The following is a 19,693-nucleotide window of genomic DNA, read 5'->3' as shown; positions in this document are numbered from 1 at the left end:
GATTAAAATGTCTATTAAAAATAAATTGAACAGAATGAAGACGCATCTAAAAAAAGAAGAGCAAACCCTTCCTGTGAAAAATCCCGAAGCAAAAAAAGGGACAATCCCATTCATGAAGGTGTGGGAACAGGAAAATGTCTCGCCTTATTGGTTAGATAGTGAATATTGCTTAATTCGGGAAGTGCGCTATCCTCTTGATTATAAACACGGGAATTATACGTTTCGAGATTTTTGTGGGGTGGTCGATGAATGGAATAAGGCAAGCTATGATCATCCCCTTTCTGCAAAAGGACATCAGCCTAAGGATTTATTCTTTTTTGATACAGAAACAACAGGACTTGGAGGCGGTGCAGGCAATACTATTTTTATCCTTGGTTACGCTCAGCTACAACAAGAGGAGATCGTTTTAAAACAGCATGTATTGCCACATCCTGGAGCAGAAGTGCCTTTATTTAATAGTTTTTTAGAAAATGTAGACTATACAACGCTCGTAACCTATAATGGCAAGGCCTTTGATTGGCCGCAAGTAAAAACAAGGCATACGCTAATTAAGGAGCATGTACCAAAGCTTCCTGAATTTGGTCACTTTGATTTGTACCACGCTTCCCGCCGTATGTGGAAGCATCGTTTAGAAAGAACAAAATTATCTATCGTGGAAGAAGAAATTCTTGGAGTAAAACGGAAGGATGACATTCCTGGGTTTCTTGCTCCGATGATTTATTTTGATTTTGTAGAACGAAAAAATCCTGAAGGCATGCTTGGCATCTTAAAGCATAATGAAATAGATATTCTTTCTTTAATCACCTTGTACACCCATCTAAGCAGTCAATTGCTAAGAAAAGATCAAGAAATCAGTGCAAGAGAGACTTTAGAGGTAGGGAAATGGTACGCAATTATCGGGCAAACGGACGTTGCCAAGCAAAACCTAGAGAGTATCAAGGACCAGGATAAAGAAGTGCTTTTAGAAGCAGCTTTTTTATTGGCTAAGGAATATAAAAGAGAGAAGAAGTTTGAAGATGCTCTTAGCTTGTGGCAAAAAATTACGGAAACATATACATGGGAGACGAATCAAATTATTGTAATTCAATCACTTATCGAACTAGCAAAATTCGCTGAACATAAAGAGAAAAATCCGCAAAAAGCATTGCAACTCACAAAAAAAGCGCAAAATCTACTTTATGAACAAGAAACTTTACCGAAGATGGAGCAGGAACTCCAAAAAAGGTACGAACGTCTAATTAGAAAACTGCATACGATTTAATGAATTCAATAATTCCATTAATAACCTAGTTGGATGTACTCTCTTTCCCTATTAAAATTAGTATTGGAAAATACTATTTTCCTGAATGAAGATAGGGAAAAAGAAGTAATTTCATAGAATGATAAATAGTCTAATTGAAACACAATGGAGTGAACGAATTGTATAAAGTAGTTATGTGTTTATTTTTTGTGCTAGTTTGTTTAACCATGATTTTATTTTCAACTCTAAAAGACAGCTTTTATACCTTCCTTTTATACAATTTTTTGCATTGATAAACAAAGCTTTAAAAAACATAACAAAATAGGTGTTTGTATTAGTACAAGATTATCCCTTTCAACATAAGTTGTTACTGTAAGATAACTAATTTATTTGAGAGGAGATTTTCTTATGCATTGTAAACCTAATAATATTTTACCTGCAGTAGTTCATCCGACAAAGTGTTGTGTGAATAACACTTTTACAAATAATATTGTGCCACATATTCACCCAACCCATACTACTACTGTAAATCATGTGAACTACGAGCACCAACATTTCTTCCCGCACACTCAATCTAGTGAGACAGTAGTAACTAATACTCAAGCTAATATGGGTCCTGCTCCAGCTCCATTCCCAACTGCGCCTACAGCACCTGCTTTTCCTCAAATGGGAGGAACTCCATTTACAGCTACTGGTCAATTCTTCCCAGGTCAAGCTGGTATGTCTGGAATGCCTGGTGGATTTCCATTCAGAAAACGATAAGGAAAAAACGCAAGAGGCTTTTTCAGTTCCTTGTAGATGATTGTAGACAAAAAGGGATCGGAATGTTTTCATTCTGGTCCTCTTTTGTCATTTCGGGTCTGTTTTTTTCATTATTATACGGAGTTTTTTGCTATAAAACAGAACAAATTAGCCTTAAGCTATAGATTAATGAGAATACGAGGAAGAAGTAGTGTAGCATTTCTTTTTTTCATCTGGAAATGAGTGGAAATATATTAGGTGGATTATTTTCATTCATTTTATCAAATACTTATCATATAATGAATCTGTAATGTTAGACTGGCTGGGAAAAGCAATCTTTGGCTAAAAAAGTATAAATTCTTTATGGGTTAATATATTTATGATATATTTTAAAGTAACTACGGTAATTGTGAAGGAGTTCCTTATATTATTATGAAAATAGCCGTCATTTCTGGCTATAAGCCTTTCGAAATTGGAATATTTAAGCGAGACGAATTAGCAGCCGAATACATAAAGATAGCAATTAGAAAGAACTTGCTAGCAATGCTGGAAGAAGGACTTGAGTGGGTATTAATTAGTGGCCAGCTTGGAACAGAGCTATGGGCTGCAGAAGTAGTATATGATTTGCAGATGGAAGAATACCCAGACTTAAAACTAGGGGTGATTACGCCTTTCCTTGAACAGGAACAGAATTGGAAAGAGGCTAATCAAGAATGGTATGAAGAAATAATCATGCAAGCTGATTTTGTTGATTCTGTTTCGAAGAAGCCCTATGAGAGTCCCCAGCAATTAAAAGATAAGAATATTTTTTTACTAAAAAAAAGTGATGCATTACTGCTTTTTTATGATGAAGAGAAACCTGGCAGTCCTAAGTACTTATATGAGCTAGCACTAAAGTATCAAGAGCAAAACACGTATGAAATTCGTAAAATTCAATTTTCAGATCTCCAAGATATTGTTGAAGAAATAAGGTTTCAGGACGAGTATTAATAGATTTATTGACAAAATGGCGTTTCTTTGAAAAAATAATTGAGATAAATGGTAATCGACTGAGGTGAGCGATAAATGCTATCAGATAAAATGAAACTAACAGCAAAAGATATTTTAGAAAAAGAATTTAAAACAGGTGTAAGAGGCTATAAACCAGAAGAAGTTGATAAGTTTTTGGATTTAATTATTAAAGATTATGAAACCCTTCACCAAGAAATTGAAGAACTGCAACAAGAGAATTTACGTTTGAAGAAGCTAGCAGAGGAAGCTAGTCGTAGACAGCCTGCTCCAACGACAGCTGGAACTACAAACTTCGATATCTTAAAAAGATTATCTAATTTAGAAAAGCATGTATTTGGAAGTAAGCTATATGATTAATGTTATTTAATAGACTGTGCATTATTGTAGTTGGAAAGATTATAAATTCCTATAATAACCATTGCATTAAATAGGTAAAACAACTATAATAGCTATTGTATCAATAAAACGCTTTGGTAATCGCTGCAAACATTGTTTGTAGAGGAAAGTCCATGCTCGCACAAGCTGAGATGCTTGTAGTGTTCGTGCCTAGTCAAAAAATAAGCTAGGGCAGCATATTAATGCTGACGGCAGGGAAAATACCTAAGTCTTCGGATATGGTATGAATACTTTTAAAGTGCCACAGTGACGTAGCTTTGTCAGAAATGACAAGGGTGGAACGAGGTAAACCCCACGAGCGAGAAACCCAAATTATGGTAGGGGAACTTTCTCTGAGGAAATGAACGGAAGAGAAGGACAGAAATTAATTTCTGTAGATAGATGATTACCGCCTTAGTACGAGATAAAAAGTCGCATGAGTACAAAGGAACAGAACATGGCTTATAGAGCGTGATATTGATTATGATGATAATAACATGACAAAGGGTGACACGTAGATTTGTGTCTGATATGCTGGGAGAATTTTTTCTAATCAGTATGTCATTCATATAATCTGGTCATCCTTTTTATATGGAATATACATACTAATTTGAAGCTATAGAAAGAGTAATAATGATACATAAGAAAATACAGCTAAAAGGATGATAAAGGAGTCGTTATGAGAAATTTTGACTTAATTGCTACTGCAGCAATGGGACTTGAAGCAATAGTTGCAAAAGAGGTAAGAGAGCTAGGCTATGAATGTACGGTTGATAATGGTAAAGTTTTATTTAAAGGCGACGAAAAGGCAATTGCAAAAAGTAATATGTGGCTTCGTACTGCTGATCGTGTAAAGATTAAAGTTGCTGAATTTAAAGCCACAACCTTTGATGAGCTTTTTGAAAAAACGAAAGCAATAAGATGGGAAGAATATCTTCCGGTAAATGCACAATTCCCTGTTTCAGGTAAATCTGTGAAATCAAAGCTTTTTAGTGTATCGGACTGTCAAGCAATTGTTAAAAAGGCGATTGTTAATCGGATAAGCACTCATTATAAGAAAACAGGTTGGCTAGAGGAAAACGGCGCGTTATTTAAGATTGAAGTTGCTATTTTAAAGGATATCGTTACATTAACGATTGATACTTCAGGACAAGGACTCCATAAAAGGGGATATCGTGCAGGGCAAGGGGAAGCACCTTTAAAAGAGACACTTGCTGCTGCCTTAATTTTATTAACCAATTGGACTGCGGATCGACCTTTTGTAGATCCTTTTTGTGGATCTGGTACCATTCCAATTGAAGCAGCTTTAATTGGGCAAAATATTGCACCTGGCTTTAATCGTGATTTTATCTCGGAAACATGGGATTGGATGCCAAGTGAAGTCTGGGAAGAGGTACGTCAAGAAGCAGAAGAAATTGCAAACTATGATCAACCACTGGAAATCATTGGCACAGATATCGATCATCGGATGATTCAAATAGCGCAAGAAAATGCTTTTGAAGCAGGATTGGGAGACCTTATTACATTTAAGCAAATGCAAGTAAGAGATTTTACCACAATGAAAGAGAATGGTGTTATTGTGGGTAATCCGCCATATGGAGAACGGTTAGGCGATAAACCGTCTGTTCAAAAAATGTATCAGGAAATGGGCCAAGCATTTGCACCACTTGAAACATGGTCTATTTATATGCTTACAAGTGATGAAGAGTTTGAAACACATTATGGCAGGAAAGCGACGAAAAAACGCAAACTATTCAATGGATTCATTCGAACAGATTATTATCAATACTGGGGCAAGCGAAAAAGAGACTAATACATAAAGTCTGCTTTTTAGGAAGTTACATCTGATAAATAAGTATATTTTTTGAGTAACAGTATATATTTATTCTATACGTAATTTTCTGGAGGGAAGTTTTATGAAAGATAGTAATATAGATTATACAAAAATAATCGGTGCTTTAAATTCATCAGTGAATTTAATAGAAGAAGAAGGTATTGCCGATCAAGCTGTTTTACAGCAATTATCTACAGCACAACAAATGGTTCAGCAGGCCATGACTTATTCCTTATCAAGGGATAGAGGGTAAGAGAAAGCAAACTGTTATAATCCAAAACAAATAATAATGAAATGATGTAAGAGAGGGTGCCTGATTCTTTTGAAGGCAACCCTCTTTTCACTTGAATATTGCAGTCAAATTGACTATGATTAAGGTTCGTCATGAAAAAATTAAGCAAATTATTCTTTGCTTATTAAATAGATAAAGATTAAAGACAAGCAGCATAATTCGTAGGTCGGAGGGGTTTACATGCAAAATAGCATGCCATTTGAAGTATCAAAAACTGAATCATTTTACGAGAAGCTGGGAGAATGGATTGGCGATGTCTTTTATGACATTCTTCCAGAAGCAGGTTATGAACTACGTGATGAGCAAGTATATATGGCTTATCAATTAGAAAAAGCGTTTAAGGAAAGGAAAACAATTTTTGCAGAGGCTGGAGTAGGAACTGGAAAGACCTTTGTCTATTTATTATATAGCATTTGTTATGCCCGTTATGTAAACAAGCCTGCCATTATTGCTTGTTCAGATGAGACGTTAATTGAACAGCTAGTTAAAAAAGAAGGCGATATTGCAAAGTTAGAGGAGGCGCTTGGATTAAATATTGATGTTCGTTTAGCTAAATCACGAAATCAATATTTATGCTTAACTAAACTGGATCAAAAAATTACATTCGAAGATACGTATAATACGATTTATGACAGCCTTCCAGATTTTGTGCACGGAACAGGTTCATTACAATCTTTTTCACCCTATGGAGACAGAAAAGACTATCCAGATTTGAATGATAAGGAATGGGAAGGGGTAGCATGGGATTCCATGCAAGATTGTTTTACTTGTGATAAAAGACATCGCTGTGGGCAGACATTACATCGAGATTACTATCGTAATGCTAAGGATTTAATCATTTGTTCTCATGACTTTTATATGGAGCATATTTGGACAAAAGAAGCTAGAAAAAGGGAAGGACAGCTTCCTTTATTACCTGATAGTGCTTGTGTTGTTTTTGATGAAGGACATTTATTAGAATATGCTGCCCAAAGTGCATTAACATACCGATTGACAGAGCAAAACTTAGAAAATCTCTTAACGCGTTTAATGGCAAACGATGTACGTGAGAAAACCTTAAATATTATTGAAGAAACTATTTATCAAAATGAACAGTTTTTTAGAGAACTAACAGATGCTTCCTATAAAACAGAGGGTTCAGATAAACAGGAAATCAAAAAAACGGATCGAGTAATCCAAGCCGGTAAAAAATTAGCAGGCTATATTTCTGAGCTAGAGGAAGAGCTTGTCTTTGAAAGTGAAATGTATGTTATCAATGAGTACGATTTAAAAGTTGTAGAAGAATATTTAGAGCAGATTTCTCATTCGTTAGGGTTATTTTTAAAGGAAATGAACGGAATAACCTGGTTTGAGGAAAATAACGGGGAAAGAACACTTGTTATTATGCCAAGACTTGTACAAGATATTATGCAAGAAGAAGTATTTAGTCAACAAAAACCGATTGTCTTCTCTTCGGCAACATTATCTGAGAATAAATCCTTTGAATATATGGCCAAAAGTATTGGCGCAGCTGATTATTTATCGTTTTCTGTTGATTCTCCGTTTGATTATGAAGAGAATATGGCTGTATATATTAAGTCATTCAATCAGAATGAAGACAAAGAAAAACAAGCATATTGTTATGAAGAGTTAATAAAAGCAGATGGTCGATCGCTTGTTCTTTTCAATAGTAAAGAAGATTTAGCTAGATTTAAGGACAATCTGCCACAGGAATTTTCTTTGCCGATATATTTTGAAGGGGAAAGAGAAATTAGTACCCTTGTTTCAAAATTTCAAAATGAGGAACAATCAATCCTTTGTGCAGTAAACCTATGGGAAGGACTAGATGTACCAGGGCGATCATTAGAAAACGTATTTATCTATTCTTTGCCATTCCCTCCAAATGATCCGGTTTATAAAAGCAAACGGGAAAATGTGGAAAATCCTTTTCTAGAAGTCGATTTACCATATATGGTATTAAGACTGCGTCAAGGTGTTGGTCGTTTAATCCGTACACATGAAGATAAAGGTACCATTCATTTATGTATGGATACCAATGTAGCAGACCTAGTAAAGAATGCTGTAATCGAAGCATTACCAGTAACAGCAATGTAATTGGTTAAATAATAAAATGACTCATAAGAAATTCTAAGTTGTTATCGAACAATGCATGAATTATCTTATGAGTTTTTTTGTATGGTTATTCTCTTATAGGGTTGTCCGATTCTGTGCGTGATACCCACAACCCTTTTTTAGGTTATACAAAGTTTCTAAGTACATTCCTCTAATTGTTTGGTTGTATATTTGCTTGGAATACCTATATCTCAACGCAAAACAATATGTTAAGATAAAATTATATAGATAAGAAAAGAGGAGAGTATATTGTCTATTAATCAAAAAGAAATGGAAGAACAATTTTTAAATTATGTGAAAAAGATAGGGGCATACAATGAAGCACTTGCTCTAATTTACTGGGATTTACGTACAGGTGCTCCAAAAAAGGGAGTAGACCAACGAACAGAAGTAATTGGTGTCCTATCTTCTGAATTATTTGAATTATCAACTTCTGAAGAGCTAGAGGCCTATCTTACTGTCCTGTCTGAGGAAAGTATCCAAGATCAATTATCACCAATTACAAGAAAGACAGTGGAACAAATGAAAAAGGAATTTGATCGCAATAAAAAAATTCCTGCAGACGAACATAAAGAATATGTGATGCTCCAATCAAAAGCGGAAAGTGTATGGGAAGAAGCGAAAGAAAAAGCGGATTTTTCCTTGTTTCAGCCTTATCTTGAAAAATTAGTAGAGATGAATAAACGATTCATTGAATATTGGGGACATAAAGAAAATAAATATGATGTTTTATTAGATATGTATGAGCCAGGCATGACGGTTGCGATTTTAGATGAAGTATTTTCAAATGTAAAAGATAAAATTATCCCGTTAGTACATAAAATTGCTGCTTCAAAGAATAGCCCGACTACTGACTTTTTATATCAGCCATTTCCAGCAGAAAATCAAGAGGCGTTTAGTCTTGATATATTAAAACAAGTAGGTTACGATTTTGATGCTGGACGTCTAGATAAAACGGTGCATCCATTTGCGACTGGAATCAATCCTGGAGATGTTCGAATTACAACTAAATACGATGAATCTGACTTTAGAGTGGCAGTTTTTGGAACGATCCATGAAGCAGGTCATGCACTGTATGAACAAAATATTTCGAAAGAGCTAATCGGAACACCATTATGCACTGGTACCTCAATGGGTATTCATGAATCCCAATCACTATTTTATGAAAATTTTGTGGGAAGAAATCTTGCTTTCTGGAAGCATAATTATGAAGCTTTGAAATCATTTGCTAATGGTCAATTTGATGAAGTGACTGTGGAAGACTTTTATCGAGCAATTAATGAATCAAAGCCTTCATTGATTAGAATCGAAGCAGATGAACTAACATATCCACTACATATTATGATCCGTTATGAAATGGAGAAGGGCTTATTTGATGGTGATTTCGAAGTGAAGGATTTGCCGGCTATATGGAATGAAAAGTACAAAACTTATTTGGGGGTAGTTCCTGAAAATGATGGAGAGGGTGTTCTCCAAGATGTACATTGGGCAGGGGGAAGCTTTGGATATTTCCCATCCTATGCTCTAGGCTATATGTATGCTGCCCAACTAAAGCAGGTAATGGTGAAAGATATACCTGATTTCGATGCGTTATTAGAGCAGGGTAACTTGCTTCCTATTAAAGAGTGGCTGAATGAAAAAATTCATCGTTTTGGGAAAATGAAAAAACCGCTCGAAATATTAAAGGATGTAACAGGGGAAGGATTAAACGCCCAATATTTAATTGATTATTTATACAAAAAATATAGTGATGTTTATCAGCTTGAACTTTAATAGATCTATCCTCCGATCGCGATATGGAGGGATTTTTATAAGGTAGCTCTCAATAAACCAGAATATAAGCTAAGCGGGTAAACTTCTCTCGTTTCGGCACATATTCCACAATTGATAAATATACTAATATATGTTTATGAAGAAGTGAGTGTGATATATATGGTGAATTATTATTGTAGCTACTGCCTGACCATCTATAAAGAAAAGACAATATGCAAATGCTGTGGGCATAAAGCGGAGAATCTAATAAAAATAGAAGTACAAAGCCATACAGATAGTAAGTAAATTGTGAAAAAAGCAGAAGAAATATTTACTTCTGCTTTTTTCGTGTTTGTTCTATGATAATATGCAATAAGAGTTATCTATCATCATGTGGAAAATAACAAACAAGTTATGAGACAAAAAAATGTGGCAAGCTAAAAGATTGTCAAAACAATACTTTAAATCTCTAAAATTAGCACAATGTTTAATTGCCCAATATTTTGAAGCGAAATCGGCAGGGTTAGAGCCTTATCAAACCCAGAAAGCTTCGTTTGACCTGCTAAAACAGTAGGTGGTGTAATATCTATTTCAATTCCACTTTGAGATACAAAGGTAGATAAATTTCCAGCAAGCATATTACCTAATTCCCCAGAGAATGATTCTAGCATTGGCCCTTCCAAGAACATCCCATACATGGATTCGCCAATCTTACCAAAAACCTGTTCGTTTCCGTCAATAATAATTCGACCACGGAAATCACCTGTTAATCCTATTAAAACCCCTAAAGATTGTAAAATAAATGGTGATACAGTTAAACTTGGCTTCTCAATTTGTAGTTCGCAGGGAATAACACCTTTTACAGCTTCTATAGTTGCGTTTAAAATTTCAGTAGTACTTTTTGTTAATGTCACTAACTATTCCCCCATCCGTCTGATAAAAATATCTTATCATAAATTAGACCTATTTTGTTTATATTTTTTTATGAAAATAGGTTATTTTTCGTGGTACATATTTCCTATTTTTGTTGGTTTAACAGACTTTATAAGAAAAAATACTAAAAATTGGATAACTTTTTTCTTATTGAAAATGATTTTCAATAATGATATTATTTAATTGAGATAGAGAATTATTCTCAGGTAAAATGATAGGGGTGTAACGAATGATAGCTTTTCCTATTGGTGTAACGATTATCAGTTATTTATTTATTATGAAATATGTTTTACATAATACTACAAATGCAACGAAATAAAGGAAATAACATATAAAAAGGATTATACTGTTTTTCCTTTACAGCACTCCTACAGGTAGGTACATAGTGCTGTAAAGGAAAAACAGTTTTTTATTTTATTATGTAAATTATAGTGAGGGAAAAAGTTATAAGGGTATTTCTTATCTTACCGTCACACACATTAGTCAGTACTTAAATTACAAGGAAAATGAACCAAGTTATTTTGTCTTCGCTTTCAATTTTCAGTTTATTTTACTTTATTGTTATGTGGAAAATAGTTAAAATAAAAGAAATACATAGATGAAAAGGAGTATATCATGCTTTCAACGAATATAGACACATTACATAAATGGGCAGCATATTACCAATATTTTTTGGCATATGATGATCAACAAACTGCGCAAAGATTGCAAGAGCTTATTAAAAAAGCGACAAGACAAGAATTTATTGCAACTTTTTGTGGTCATTATTCTGCCGGGAAATCAAGCATGATTAACAACCTAGTTGGTACAACAGTTTTACCAACAAGTCCTATTCCAACAACAGCTAATATTATCCGAGTAAAAAAGGGTGGCAACCAGCTGAAAGTTTTATATCATTCTAATCAAGCAGATGTCTATAAAGAAGTGCTTGATATCAAAACAGTTCTACAGGCAACAGAAAGAGTGGAGGATATAAAGGAATTAGAGGTTCGATTAGATACGGAGCTGCTAATAAAGAATGCTATTTTAATGGATACCCCAGGAATAGATAGTACAGATCAAGCTCATCAATTAGCAACAGAATCTAGTATCCATCTTGCAGATATTATTTTTTATGTAGTTGATTATAATCATGTTCAGTCGGAAATCAACTTTGACTTTACAAAAGAGCTTGTGGATTCAGGTAAGAAATTTGTGTTAATTGTTAATCAGATGGATAAACATCGAGAAGTAGAAATTTCGTTTGCAGATTTTAAGCAAAGTGTATATGATTCTTTTTTATCCTATGGGATAAAGCCAGAGAAAATATTCTTTACAACCTTAATCGAAACCAATTATTTCTATCAAGGATTGGCAGAATTAAAGACCTATATTATAAGAAAAATGGAAGAACAAGAGTTAATACTGCCTTACTCCTTGGAAGAATCTTTTCAAAAGCTATATAAAGATCATATTTCCTTTATAGAAACAAAGAATGCTGAAATAATCGCTCCTTTCGAAGATCAGTTATCAGAATTAACAGAAGAAGAGTATCATTCTTTAGAAGCAAGCTTAGAGTCAACCAAAAAAGCCATTCAAACAATGGATGAAACTGAAAATAAAACAGTAATGTCATTAGAAAATGAGTGGCATTCAATTATTAAGAATGCCTATATCATGCCATATAATCTTCGGGAACTGGCTAAATCATATCTAGAATCAGAACAGAAAAATTTTAAAATTGGCCTATTTGGTAGTAAAAGCAAAACGCAAAAGGAAAGAGAAGATAGACTTTTAACTTTTTACACAGAATTGGAAAAGCTTGTTCAAATTCAATTAATAACACCATTATCTCAGTTTTTTGAGAAACAGGGGAAGGCAGAGTTTTTTTCGCTAATTAAAGGACTGACATCTATTTTAAGTATCCAGACATTAAAAGCGTTAGTAAATAAAAACGCACAGCTTTCCGAAAATTATGTTCTAGTCTATTGTGAAACAGTTGAAAATGATTTGAAGCAGTCTTTCAGGAAGGAAATCACCCAACTATTTAATAGGTGGAAAGAAGAACGAAAGCAACAATTACAGATTGAAAAAGAAAACCTTCTAAAAGAACAAAAGAAATGGCAAGCATTTGTAAACTGTAAGGTGAAAAAAGAAGAAGTAGAGACTAAATGGCAAGTGTGGAAAGAAGAGCTGGAACATCTTTGTGAAGCACAAAACGTAGACGAGAGCATTTTGCGAAGTTTACTTGATACAAGCGAGGAAGAGATAACTTATCGGTCACTATCCTCTTCCAAAACAAAAAACGTACAAAAGAATCTAAAACCTGCTGAAGTTCAAAAACAAAACGAAAGGAAGGAAATGGATACAGATTTATTATTAAAACAGTTGCGCTTTTTAAGCAGCAGGCTTCAACAAGTAAAGGGATTTGCGCATATAGCGAAGAATTTATTCCATAAAGCTGCCATTATTGAAAATCGAACATATACTATATGCTTATTTGGAGCTTTTAGTGCTGGAAAATCTTCATTTGCCAATGCCTTACTTGATTATCCCATTTTGCCGGTATCACCAAACCCAACAACTGCTACCATAAACAGAATATTACCAATTGATGAAGAGCATCCACATAAAACAGTTATTGTAAAATGGAAGTCAGAGTCAGAAATGCTTAGAGAAATAAATGACTATTTACAGCTAGTGAAGGAAGAGGCCAATTCTTTAGAAGCTGCACAAAAGATAATAAACACGCTCGCGGCAAATCCAATGGAGAGATATGCTAATGAATTTCGCTATCTTCAAGCTTTCCTGAAAGGGTATTCTGACCATCGCCATTATTTAGGCAGTGAGACCAATATTGAATTAGAAGAGCTTTCAAATTATGTGGCAATAGAAGAGACCTCTTGTTTCGTGGCATCCATTGATGTTTATTTTGATTGTCAGATTACGAGAAAAGGAATAACACTTGTTGATACTCCAGGAGGAGACTCCATTAACAGCAGACATACGGAATTAAGCTTTGAATTTATGAAAAAGGCAGATTGTATTTTTTATGTCAGCTACTATAATCACGCATTTTCCAAAGCAGACCGTGCGTTTTTAATGCAGCTTGGACGATTAAAGGATGCCTTTGAAAAGGATAAAATATTCTTTGTCATTAATGCAATTGATTTAGCAAAGGATCAAGAAGAGCAAGCAGCAGTAGAGGAATATCTGCAAGAGCAATTGCAGTTATATGGGATACGTTCGCCAAGAATTCTTCCTGTTTCTAGTCTTTATTATAAGCATGATGTTTACGGGAAGTGGATGCAAAAAGCAGAAGAACAAATGTATGACTTTATCGAACATGAGTGGCTGTCTATGATGCTTCAATCTGCTCAAAAAGATTACGTGGAAACAATAGATTTATTAAAGAAATTGGTGGAATCAACTTTTGCAAAAAAAGAAGTAGCAGAACAAGAGTTATCGAGATTGAAGGAGGAAAAATGGACCATTCTATCTCAAATAGAAAGTAAAGATTTCCAGCATGCTCTGGAAAAATTCAAAATGGAAGTAGAGGAGCAATTGTTTTATATAAAGCAAAGAGTGATGTTTCGACTGCATGAGATAATGAAGGAAGCTTATCATCCATCAATCTTACGAGGAGACAATAAGAAAAGGGAAATATCACTTGCGACTACTTCGTTTCTCATTCAGTTGAATTTTGAGTTTGAACAAGAGTTACGAGCAGTAAACGTGAGACTAGATCAACTCTTTTATAAACAAAAAATAGAGGGTTATGAGGAAGTTCGGCATTTGATTCAGTCTATCAATAAAGAAATTCGTTTACAAGAAGAAATAGAAAGAGAGTTAGATTCTAATATAATATTTCATGCCCCTTTTAAAGAATTAGATACTATTCTTAATAAAATTGGCATCAAATATTACAAAAATCCGAAGAGTTTTTTTGAAAAGAATGAACGAAAGAATATGGGAGTAGAAATGGAACAATTGGTGGATGAGCATGGTAACAAATATATAAAGGAACAAACTAACTCCTTTTTTGCTTTTTATAAAGAATTGTTTGCACAACATATCGATATACTTCTTGTTAATCTGAAAGAACAAGTAGCCGAATATTATGATGGCAAAACGGCATTATTAACTGAACATGAAAATATTGAAAAACTAGAGTGGATTATTAAAGAATCAGTACAAACAGAGTTTGCGCAACAAACGAATTAGAAAAGAGAACAGTCGTGGAGGGATAACGATGGAAATTGTAAAAAATGTTGATTGGTTAAATAAAAACATAGATCAAGATACGATTAGGGTAATTGATTGTCGCTGTGATTTAAAGAATCCTGATGCCGGTATCGAGTGGTATAAAAAAGGTCATATCCCAAATAGTGTTTATTTTCACCTGGAAAAAGATCTTTCCGCTCCAATAAGCAACCATGGGGGACGGCATCCATTGCCAAATATAGAAGAATTTGTTCATAAGTTAGAAAACATAGGTGTTGCAAAGGATACAATAGTCATTGCCTATGATAATGGGGATGGGGCATCTTCCGGGAGACTATGGTGGTTAATGAACTATATAGGTCATTCGAAAACATACATTTTAGATGGCGGCTATAAGGAATGGCTAAAGAAGGATTATCCTACTTCACAAGAAGTCCCTGCTTTTTCAAAGAGTAATTTCTCTCCTCTGATTCAGTCGCATATGATTGCCACTTATGAGGAGGTTTCAGAATTAGTAAAAACAAAAGACCAAGATAAGATATTGATTGATTCTAGGGAGCATAAAAGGTATACAGGAGAAATAGAGCCAATTGATAAGAAAAAGGGACATATTCCAGGAGCAATAAACTTTGTATGGACAGAAGGGATAGAAAACGGCTTCTTTTTAGCAGAAAGGGAGCAAAAGAGTAGATTCTCTTCTCTAGATGCAAATAAAGAATATATTGTCTATTGTGGTTCTGGCATAACTGCTACTCCTAATTTTATTTCCTTAAAAATGGCTGGACTTGATAAGGTCAAGCTTTATCCAGGCAGTTTTAGTGATTGGATTTCTTATGAAGAAAATGAAGTTGAAACCTGTTTGCCAATTGACTTGAAAGATGAAAAAGAGGAGAATTCTCTTTGAAAAAATATAAAGAATGAGACTAACTTTTATTATGGGAAATGAACAAAAATAGGGCCAAACAATCAAACTTTTAAGTGATTGTTTGGCTTTATTTCCTTGTGGCGGATCCGAATGCCTCGTTAGACTCATAGATGCTGCCCTCAATATTCATATTCTATTATTTATCTATAGTGTTTGTTTACCTATGAATGACTACATTATTTCGTTTATATTGTTTGAAATTCAACCGTCCTCCTTTTTCTAAAGGCGCATTTTTCATTAAGGAATAAGACAATAAAAGAAAAACAATTGATAATCCAAATAAAATGGCAACAAATTTTAAATGATGTTCAAAAAATGTGGTTATGAAGATGCTCATATCACCAAATATAACAGCAATCGTTCCGAGTATTAGCAGTAACGTGGATGCAGCGAGTAAAAACGCCGTTCCGTAATTAAACCAAACCGTTTTTGCTAGCATTCCCAAACTAAATAGAAAGAAAATCCAAGAAAAATCTATCCAAAAATAAATAAGCCAGTTTGTGGTGTGGATGAATTTTGCAAAGTGAAAAAGATAATTGCCGCTTGTTAATAGTGTAGTGAAAAGATAGAATAAATTAAGGATTACTCCACTCAAAACACTATAAATGGCTGCGGAAAGATAGAAAGCTAATACAAACTGTTTTCTTGTCCCGCCTAATGAAAGGATATATTGATAACTAGTAAAATTAATAAATGGGTATAAAAGGAAAACGACAAATAAGGGACCGAACAAAATAAAGGAACCAGATTCTGCTACACCTATATATCCTAAAATATTATAAAAAACAAACAGAACAAAAGTAATACAAACGTTGATATAAAATGTCATGCTCATTTCTCGCATCATTAATCGGAATGGTCCTCTAAAAGTATTCATATTTTTTGTCCCTCTTTTCTGGTTGTATAGTTAACAAGATAATCCTGTAATTTAGTTTTTTCTATAGTAACACCTGCATCTTTTGCTTTAGATATCCAGTTATCCGAATAGATGTCGTCCATCATCACAGTCATTTGTTTTCCGAGTTTTCTTTTCTCTAAAATGGGATATCCTTCTATTAAAGGCTCAATTGCTGAAGCTAATCCAGATAAATGAACTCCACGACTTTTTAATTCTTCTGTTTCCTCAAACCGTATGATTGTCTGCTCGTTAATGACGGCAATTTTTTCACACAATGCTTCCATTTCATCAATATGATGTGTCGATAGAATGATTAAACGTGGATCTTCTTCATACGTATTTAAAAGTGCGTCATAGAACTGTTTTCTCATATGAGCATCCAGTCCATTTGTTGGTTCGTCCATAATCGTTACAGGTGATTTACTAGCTAAACCAAGGATGATTTGTAACATCGTTTGCATACCTTTAGAAAAATTCTTGATTTTCTTTTTCCGTGGTAGTTCGAATAGGGAAACCAGATGTTCGGCTAAATCTGCATCCCAGTTTTTGTTAAATAATGCACCGTAATGTAAGGCATCTTCGACATTCCAAAGAATCGAGAATGGATGATTTTCTTGTATATAAGTGATATTGTTCATTGTTTCTGTATTATTATATGGGATAATTCCACTTACATTGATTGTACCTGCATCAATATTCTCCATACCCGCTAAAAGTTTCATAAACGTTGTTTTACCAGAACCATTTCGACCCCAGAGCCCCATAATGATTGGTTCTATTTCCTCAATACTTACATTCCGCAGAGCAGGCGTATTTCCATATGAAAAAGAGACATTTTCGAGTTTAATCATGCTTATAATCCTCCTTAATTATTTTTAGTAATTCTTCTTTTTTTAATTCAAGACGCTTTGCTTCCTCAAACATTGGTTTTAAATAATCGTTGTAGAATTCTTCTTTGCGCTTTTCAAGCAACTTTTGCTTAGCATCTTTAGACACAAACATTCCAACACCCCGTTGCTTATATACATATCCAGCTTCCACTAATGCAGCGAGTCCTTTTTGCACCGTTGCACGATTTACTTGATAAAATTTAGAAATTTCGGTGGTGGAAGGAATTTGGTCACCTTCTAACAACTCACCTTCGACGATTTCATTCGCAATCATATCTGAAATTTGCTGAAAAATAGGTTTTGAGTCATCAAAAACAGCTTTCACGATCTGCCCCTTTCTTATAATGTTGATTGGTTGATTAGTTGTGTAATCAACTATAAAACAATAACAAAATATTGTCAATATACTTAAGCGGATATTTATTCTTTTAAGTAAGTAATAAAAAAAGAAAAAGCTACCAGCCACAAGGTTTAGAGATTCTGTTATAATGAACTAATGGATAAAGGAGAGATGCATTTTGAACAAGGAGAAACAGGCAAACCTAATGTTAGTAGATGGAATGGCGCTATTATTTCGTGCATTTTTTGCCACAGCAGTGACAGGTCAATTTATGGTCAATACAAAAGGAATTCCAACCAATGCGGTTCATGGTTTTGTAAAACACTTTTTCACAGCGATTGAACATTTTAATCCCTCTCATGTGGCGGTCTGTTGGGATATGGGAAGTACAACATTTCGCACAGAAATGTATCCGTCGTATAAAGCGAATCGTTCAGAAGCCCCAGTTGAACTAATTCCACAATTTGATTTAGTTAAGGAAGTTGTCGAAAGTTTTAATGTACCGAATATAGGCGTAGCAGGATTTGAAGCAGATGATTGTATAGGAACGATCGCAAAGCAAATGAAAGGGGAAGCTAATGTCACCATTCTTACAGGTGATCAGGATATCCTGCAATTATTAGATGACCATATCTCCGTAGCTCTATTAAAGAAAGGCTATGGTAATTATATGCTTTATACACCTTCTAGTTTTCAAGAAGAAAAAGGAATAACACCAAAACAAATGATTGATTTAAAAGGCTTAATGGGCGATACAAGCGACAATTACCCCGGAGTTAAAGGAATTGGCGAAAAAACAGCATTGAAGCTGCTGCAAGTTCATGAAAATATCGAAGGAATTCTAGCTAATTTATCACTTCTTACAAAGGGACAACGAACAAAGATTGAAGCGGATTTAGAAATGCTCCATTTAAGCAGGCAATTAGCAGAAATTAAATGTGACGTACCAGTAAGCTGTTTGCTAGAAGAAAGTTACTTAAATATCAATCCAGAAACTGCAGTAAAAAAATTCGAAGAGCTAGAGTTTAAAAGATTTCATCATTATGTAGAAAAGAAAGAAGCACTTACTTTATTTTAATAAAAGATTAACCCAGAAGATTAGGCGGAATGTTAATGGAATGTTTCGTATAATCTTTTTTTATTCGTTTGGTTTTTTAAAGGGAAACTAGACATTTACATTTTTACAGATTATCTTTTTCTGTTCCTTTGTTCTATGTCTATTTGTAAGAAGGGGGAAAGAATAAGAGAAGCTGGATGAGGCTTTAATACAGCCCTATCCTCATAGAGAATTACTGGACTATCATTATTTTGTATTTTTCTTTTTCGCTGCATTTTCCAATTTACTTTTTGGAGATGGAGTTATATCGGCGTCTTGACCGTACCCTTGTGGATTTACTCCTCCAGCTGTTTTTCCTCTGTTTCCATGGTTTTTACTCATTGCATTCACCTCATCAACTAGTTGTGGAAATAAAAATCATTCATAGTATGAACAACCAAGAATAATATCATCCATAAAGAAAGAGACTATTTGAAAGAGGTGATGAAGATGAACAAGGGCATTTATGTTGCTTTAATTAGTATTGGATTGGCACAGTTTTTAAAGATACCTATACAATTTTTTAAAACAAAGAAGTGGGATAAAGGCTTGTTTTTTCAAACAGGCGGAATGCCAAGCTCTCATTCGGCGGGCGTATCTTCCCTTACAACATTTATAGCATTAAAGCGTGGTTTACCAACCATTGACTTTGCTATGTCTTTAATTTTTGGTTTAATTGTTATGTATGATGCACAAGGGATTAGAAGACAGACTGGTGAATTAACCTTAAAAGTGAATGATTTAGGAGAGTTAGTCGGTAAAATTAATAAAGACAAAAATATCGCCTTTAAGGAGCAGTCACCAAAAAAACTGAAAGAAATGCTTGGCCACCAGCCTCAAGAGGTGTTAGGAGGAGCTTTATTAGGTGTACTAGTTGGTTTTCTTGGCCATGTATGTACAAAAAAGAAACGTTCATTACTGCGGTGATAAACAAAAGGCTAGAGAAATAAAGTTCTTATGATCTCTAGCCTTTTTCATTGTATAAATTGAATATGAAAAATAGGTGACAAAAGCTTGGTAAGAGACGGAAAAATGTTGAAAAAGCTAGAAA

General features: G+C 34.3%; 17 protein-coding genes and 1 other RNA gene. 13 read left to right on the top strand and 5 right to left on the bottom strand.

Annotation, left to right across the window (positions count from 1 at the left end; genetic code table 11):
- The first annotated feature begins 7 nt into the window (after positions 1-7).
- The 9 genes from NX902_RS14475 to NX902_RS14435 all read left to right on the top strand — a co-directional run bounded on the left by NX902_RS14475 (position 8) and on the right by NX902_RS14435 (position 9,378).
- Positions 8-1,261: a ribonuclease H-like domain-containing protein gene (locus NX902_RS14475; RefSeq protein WP_163186192.1), complete on the top strand. Its 1,254-nt coding sequence runs from the start codon at positions 8-10 to the stop codon at positions 1,259-1,261.
- A gap of 387 nt (positions 1,262-1,648) precedes the next feature.
- Complete coding sequence (locus NX902_RS14470) at positions 1,649-2,002, top strand: CotD family spore coat protein (protein WP_095331918.1); 354 nt, start codon at positions 1,649-1,651, stop codon at positions 2,000-2,002.
- A 411-nt stretch (positions 2,003-2,413) separates the two neighbouring features.
- Positions 2,414-2,971 carry a DUF1273 domain-containing protein gene (locus NX902_RS14465; protein ID WP_204259857.1) on the top strand — a complete coding sequence of 186 codons (558 nt, stop codon included), beginning with the start codon at positions 2,414-2,416 and terminating at the stop codon, positions 2,969-2,971.
- A gap of 75 nt (positions 2,972-3,046) precedes the next feature.
- A complete protein-coding gene (gpsB, locus tag NX902_RS14460; protein WP_047940407.1) occupies positions 3,047-3,349 on the top strand; it encodes a cell division regulator GpsB in 303 nt (100 codons plus the stop codon).
- Between the two features lie 108 nt (positions 3,350-3,457).
- Positions 3,458-3,837: RNase P RNA component class B (rnpB, locus tag NX902_RS14455), an RNA gene on the top strand.
- Positions 3,838-4,046: 209 nt separating this feature from the next.
- Positions 4,047-5,180 carry a THUMP domain-containing class I SAM-dependent RNA methyltransferase gene (locus NX902_RS14450; protein WP_123257832.1) on the top strand — a complete coding sequence of 378 codons (1,134 nt, stop codon included), beginning with the start codon at positions 4,047-4,049 and terminating at the stop codon, positions 5,178-5,180.
- Between the two features lie 103 nt (positions 5,181-5,283).
- Positions 5,284-5,454 (top strand): hypothetical protein, encoded by a 171-nt coding sequence (locus NX902_RS14445; protein WP_163186195.1) that lies wholly within the window; start codon positions 5,284-5,286, stop codon positions 5,452-5,454.
- 219 nt (positions 5,455-5,673) lie between these two features.
- Positions 5,674-7,587: an ATP-dependent DNA helicase gene (locus tag NX902_RS14440; RefSeq protein ID WP_095331924.1), complete on the top strand. Its 1,914-nt coding sequence runs from the start codon at positions 5,674-5,676 to the stop codon at positions 7,585-7,587.
- A gap of 288 nt (positions 7,588-7,875) precedes the next feature.
- Positions 7,876-9,378, top strand: a complete 1,503-nt coding sequence (locus NX902_RS14435) for a carboxypeptidase M32 (protein ID WP_341160801.1) — start codon at positions 7,876-7,878, stop codon at positions 9,376-9,378.
- A 440-nt stretch (positions 9,379-9,818) separates the two neighbouring features.
- Here NX902_RS14435 and NX902_RS14430 read toward each other — a convergent pair whose 3' ends face one another.
- Positions 9,819-10,271, bottom strand: a complete 453-nt coding sequence (locus NX902_RS14430) for a chemotaxis protein CheX (RefSeq protein WP_095331928.1) — start codon at positions 10,269-10,271, stop codon at positions 9,819-9,821.
- A 634-nt stretch (positions 10,272-10,905) separates the two neighbouring features.
- Here NX902_RS14430 and NX902_RS14425 point away from each other — a divergent pair.
- Together NX902_RS14425 and NX902_RS14420 are read left to right on the top strand one after the other, a co-directional pair.
- Positions 10,906-14,493 (top strand): dynamin family protein, encoded by a 3,588-nt coding sequence (locus tag NX902_RS14425; protein ID WP_171509689.1) that lies wholly within the window; start codon positions 10,906-10,908, stop codon positions 14,491-14,493.
- Positions 14,494-14,527: 34 nt separating this feature from the next.
- Entirely contained in the window at positions 14,528-15,397 is an 870-nt protein-coding gene (locus NX902_RS14420) for a sulfurtransferase (RefSeq protein WP_141231358.1), read from the top strand.
- A 178-nt stretch (positions 15,398-15,575) separates the two neighbouring features.
- Here NX902_RS14420 and NX902_RS14415 read toward each other — a convergent pair whose 3' ends face one another.
- From NX902_RS14415 to NX902_RS14405, 3 genes are read right to left on the bottom strand one after another with little or no spacing between them, the layout of a single operon-like run.
- Positions 15,576-16,295: a hypothetical protein gene (locus NX902_RS14415; RefSeq protein ID WP_123259301.1), complete on the bottom strand. Its 720-nt coding sequence runs from the start codon at positions 16,293-16,295 to the stop codon at positions 15,576-15,578.
- Positions 16,292-17,167: an ATP-binding cassette domain-containing protein gene (locus NX902_RS14410; RefSeq protein ID WP_249878349.1), complete on the bottom strand. Its 876-nt coding sequence runs from the start codon at positions 17,165-17,167 to the stop codon at positions 16,292-16,294. Before NX902_RS14410 ends, NX902_RS14415 begins: the two co-directional genes overlap by 4 nt.
- Positions 17,160-17,531, bottom strand: a complete 372-nt coding sequence (locus NX902_RS14405) for a GntR family transcriptional regulator (RefSeq protein ID WP_047940416.1) — start codon at positions 17,529-17,531, stop codon at positions 17,160-17,162. Before NX902_RS14405 ends, NX902_RS14410 begins: the two co-directional genes overlap by 8 nt.
- A gap of 220 nt (positions 17,532-17,751) precedes the next feature.
- Here NX902_RS14405 and NX902_RS14400 point away from each other — a divergent pair, with 220 nt between their 5' ends.
- Positions 17,752-18,624 (top strand): 5'-3' exonuclease, encoded by an 873-nt coding sequence (locus tag NX902_RS14400; RefSeq protein WP_172859508.1) that lies wholly within the window; start codon positions 17,752-17,754, stop codon positions 18,622-18,624.
- A 225-nt stretch (positions 18,625-18,849) separates the two neighbouring features.
- On the opposite strand, the gene sspL is transcribed toward NX902_RS14400, so the two are convergent.
- Entirely contained in the window at positions 18,850-18,984 is a 135-nt protein-coding gene (gene sspL, locus NX902_RS14395) for a small, acid-soluble spore protein L (protein WP_047940691.1), read from the bottom strand.
- A 108-nt stretch (positions 18,985-19,092) separates the two neighbouring features.
- Here sspL and NX902_RS14390 point away from each other — a divergent pair, with 108 nt between their 5' ends.
- A complete protein-coding gene (locus tag NX902_RS14390; RefSeq protein ID WP_172859507.1) occupies positions 19,093-19,569 on the top strand; it encodes a divergent PAP2 family protein in 477 nt (158 codons plus the stop codon).
- Positions 19,570-19,693 lie beyond the last annotated feature (124 nt).

The sequence above is a fragment of the Niallia sp. FSL W8-0954 genome (assembly GCF_038005605.1).
Lineage (GTDB): Bacteria > Bacillota > Bacilli > Bacillales > Cytobacillaceae > Niallia > Niallia circulans_A.
Note: the sequence above shows the minus strand (reverse complement) of the source record. Positions and strands in the feature narration are given on the sequence as shown.